This is a genomic window from Sinomicrobium sp. (assembly GCA_029266035.1).
Lineage (GTDB): Bacteria > Bacteroidota > Bacteroidia > Flavobacteriales > Flavobacteriaceae > Sinomicrobium.
Genome location: JAJUFH010000050.1, coordinates 1 through 3710, shown reverse-complemented (window position 1 = coordinate 3710; position 3710 = coordinate 1). Strand labels below are relative to the sequence as shown.

General features: G+C 42.2%; 4 protein-coding genes. 3 read left to right on the top strand and 1 reads right to left on the bottom strand.

Annotated elements, in window-relative coordinates:
• Positions 1–242: 242 nt before the first annotated feature.
• Positions 243–641, bottom strand: a complete 399-nt coding sequence (locus ACYZZR_RS13270; protein WP_461534492.1) for an acyl-CoA thioesterase — start codon at positions 639–641, stop codon at positions 243–245.
• A gap of 205 nt (positions 642–846) precedes the next feature.
• Here ACYZZR_RS13270 and dnaA point away from each other — a divergent pair, with 205 nt between their 5' ends.
• Genes dnaA through ACYZZR_RS13255 form a run of 3 tightly spaced genes read left to right on the top strand, consistent with a single transcriptional unit; the run spans position 847 to position 3539 of the window.
• The gene (gene dnaA, locus ACYZZR_RS13265) at positions 847–2274 is read left to right on the top strand and encodes a chromosomal replication initiator protein DnaA (RefSeq protein WP_461534491.1); all 1428 of its coding nucleotides are present in this window, start codon (positions 847–849) and stop codon (positions 2272–2274) included.
• A gap of 57 nt (positions 2275–2331) precedes the next feature.
• Positions 2332–2787 carry a low molecular weight protein-tyrosine-phosphatase gene (locus ACYZZR_RS13260; RefSeq protein WP_461534490.1) on the top strand — a complete coding sequence of 152 codons (456 nt, stop codon included), beginning with the start codon at positions 2332–2334 and terminating at the stop codon, positions 2785–2787.
• Positions 2788–2810: 23 nt separating this feature from the next.
• Entirely contained in the window at positions 2811–3539 is a 729-nt protein-coding gene (locus ACYZZR_RS13255) for an SAM-dependent methyltransferase (RefSeq protein WP_461534489.1), read from the top strand.
• The last annotated feature ends 171 nt before the right edge of the window (positions 3540–3710 follow it).

Sequence of the window (3710 nt, the reverse complement as noted above, 5' to 3'; positions counted from 1 at the left end):
CGTGAAGCGGGAATTCAGCTGGTTTCCCGCGATAGCCGGGAAAATTTCATTAAAGGCTTCTTGACTTTTTGCTTCGTTTTGTGTCAAGACAAAATGAAGGAAAGATTTTGCTTGAGACGCAGAGACTTGGCGATGAGGGGACGAGGAGACCGAGAGACTTAGAGAAAAGTAGTCGGAGGAGTCATTCCAGTCCTAACTTTGTTCATCGACTAAAAATCTATCGACAGCACATCGAAAATCACTTATGCTCTTATCTTCTCCAGTATGTACTCCGGGCAGCGTACTGGTCGACCGCTGCGCTTGTCTACAAAGACCAGTACAGTATTACCTATGGTGAGCAATTCGTCGTTTTCACTTAATATTTTGTAATCAAATTCTATTTTCACTCCGGGTTCTTCGCGAAGTGATGTCACTACCTTGATCAGGTCGTCGTACTTGGCCGACTTTTTGTAATCGAGTTTCAGAGAAACCACCGGCAACATAATTCCGTTTTCCTCCATAGAGCGATACGACACCCCTATACTCCTAAGCCACTCAACCCTACCCATTTCGAGAAATTGCGCATAGTTGCCGTGATACACCACTCCCATCTGATCGGTTTCACCATATCTAATTCTTATATTGATTTCGTGTGTTTTCATAAAAAAATATCGTATATTTCAGCTGTTAAGGTAATGTAAAAATATCATTAACGGGTATGAGAAAAAAAAAGTAAATATTCAACCGGTATTTGATTTTTTTTTTCAATTTTTTGTTCACATATTTGTTCAACCTAAAACGGGAAGATATATTATTTTCGATCTTCTTAATAATCACTAACCTAACGAAAAAAACTATTTAGAGGTAATGAATTTGACTGCTCAATCGGTATGGGATAATTGTCTGTCTTTTATTAAGGATAATATTCAGCCCCAGGCATACAACACCTGGTTTGCCCCGATAAAGGCTGTCAAACTTAGCGATTGCGCGTTGAGTATACAAGTGCCGAGCAAGTTTTTTTACGAGTGGTTGGAAGAGCATTATGTCAAATTATTAAAGGTTGCTCTCACCAAAGAATTGGGAGAAAATGCCAAACTGGTATACATTATCAAGATGGAAAACACCTATGGCAACCGGCGTCCTTTTACCGAAAAGATACCAAGTAGCAACCGCACCCATCTGCAACCACAAGAACTGGATGTACCGGTAAAGCACAAAAACCCGGAATTGAAAAATCCTTTTGTCATTCCGGGAATCCGAAATATAAAAATCGAATCTCAGCTCAACGCTAATTACAACTTCGACAATTTTCTGGAAGGCGATTCCAATCGCCTTGCCCGATCGGCCGGATTGGCTGTAGCCAACAAACCGGGAGGTACTTCTTTTAATCCACTGCTTATCTTTGGAGGAGTCGGGTTGGGAAAAACTCACTTGGTTCACGCTATAGGTGTAGATATCAAAGATAAATATCCCGAAAAGACGGTGCTTTATATCTCTGCCGAGAAGTTTACTCAACAGTTTATAGAATCGGTCAAAAAGAACACCAGAAACGACTTTATCCACTTCTATCAGCTGATAGATGTGCTCATCATAGACGACGTACAATTCCTCTCTGGGAAGTCGGCTACCCAAGATGTATTTTTCCACATCTTCAACCACCTGCATCAAAACGGAAAACAGGTAATTCTCACTTCCGACAAGGCTCCTGTAGATATGCAGGATATAGAACAACGACTGCTTTCTCGCTTTAAGTGGGGGCTTTCGGCAGAATTGCAAACTCCCGATTACGAAACTAGGATTTCTATCCTCAAAAACAAACTCTATCGCGACGGAGTAGATATGCCGGAAGAAATCATAGAATACGTGGCCAAAAATATCAAGACCAATGTAAGGGAACTGGAAGGAGCCATTATTTCACTTATCGCCCAATCGTCTTTCAACAAGAGGGAAGTCACCATAGAACTCGCCACTCAAATCGTCGAAAAATTTGTCAAAAGTACCAAACGAGAAGTCTCTATCGACTATATCCAAAAGGTGGTATCTGACTATTTCCAAATGGACGTCGCCACCTTACAGTCAAAAACCCGTAAGCGACACATCGTTCAGGCACGTCAATTAGCCATGTTCTTTGCCAAAAAATTTACCAAGGCCTCTCTGGCAAGTATAGGATCTCAAATAGGAAAAAGAGATCACGCCACAGTACTCCACGCCTGTAAAACAGTAGACAATCTGGCCGAGACAGATAAGCAATTCAGAAAACACCTGGAAGATATCTCTAAAAAGCTTACGCAGTAGGATGGTATTTAGTAGTGGGTATTTAGTATTTAGTATTTAGTATTAAGAGCTTCGGTTTTGAAAATCAGAATTTTAATGGTATGCTTAGGCAATATATGTCGTTCGCCACTGGCGGAGGGGATATTGCGTTCTAAGATAGATCCCGAAAGAGTTGAAGTCGATTCTGCCGGAACAGCGGGCTATCACATAGGAGAGGCTCCCGATAGGCGTTCGGTAGCTGTTGCGCGTAAAAACAATATCGATATCAGTAATTTGAGAGGGCGACAGTTTGAAGTAATGGATTTTGATCGCTTCGATCGCATTTATGTCATGGATCAGTCTAATTACGACAATGTCATAAGAATGGCGCGAAACAAAGACGACAGAAAAAAAGTAATGCTGATACTCAACCTCAATAATCCCAGAAGTGATAAGGAGGTACCCGACCCCTACTATGGGGGAGCAGAAGGTTTTGACAAGGTGTACCAGATGTTGGATGAGGCATGCGATATCATTGCATCCGGCATCGAATAATCAGTGAGGTTTACAATTTTAAAATGAGCGCGACAAACACACATAGAGGTACATTGTTTCTCATACCCGTAACGCTGGGAGAACAAGCTCCACTAGAAGTTCTTCCCATATCGGTAAAGCGAGCGATCGAGCAAACCGACCACTTTATTGTAGAAAACGAAAAGTCCGCCCGCCGCTTTATAAAAAAAATATGTCCCGAAAAGGTTCAAGCCGAACTCCTACTCTACCCTCTTAACAAACATACCGATCCCGGCGAACTTCCCGCTTTTTTACAGCCCTGTCTCGACGGCAAACAAGTAGGGATAATATCGGAAGCCGGCTGTCCCGGTATCGCAGATCCGGGAGCGGAAGTTGTCGCTATCGCGCATCAAAAAGGTATTCGAGTAGAACCCCTGGTAGGTCCCTCCTCCATTCTCCTCGCCCTGATGGCGAGCGGAATGAACGGACAGAATTTTGCCTTCAACGGCTATCTCCCCATAGATAAGTCACAGCGAAAACAAGAGATTAAAACACTGGAAAAACGCTCTACCGAACTCAAGCAATCTCAGATATTTATCGAAACCCCATACCGCAATAACCAGATGTTATCAGACCTGGCCGCCACACTACAAGGCAACACACTGGTATGCGTAGCCTGTGATATTACACTGCCCACTCAATACATACAAACTCAAAAAGCTTCTTACTGGAAAAAACACCAGATAGACCTCCACAAAAGACCTTGTATTTTTATCATCTATGCCGGGGTTTAGTTGGTTAGTTTGTAGTTGTAGTTTTAAAAAATGACCTTGCCTGAATAAGCTTGCCTTTTTTCAGGTTAATAATTAATGATTACTGTTGGTCTTTCTTTTGGGGCGCGCCCCAAAAGAAAAGTTTCAAATTCTTCTGGTTTCATATTTTTTAGTGAACCATGTGGTCGTTGT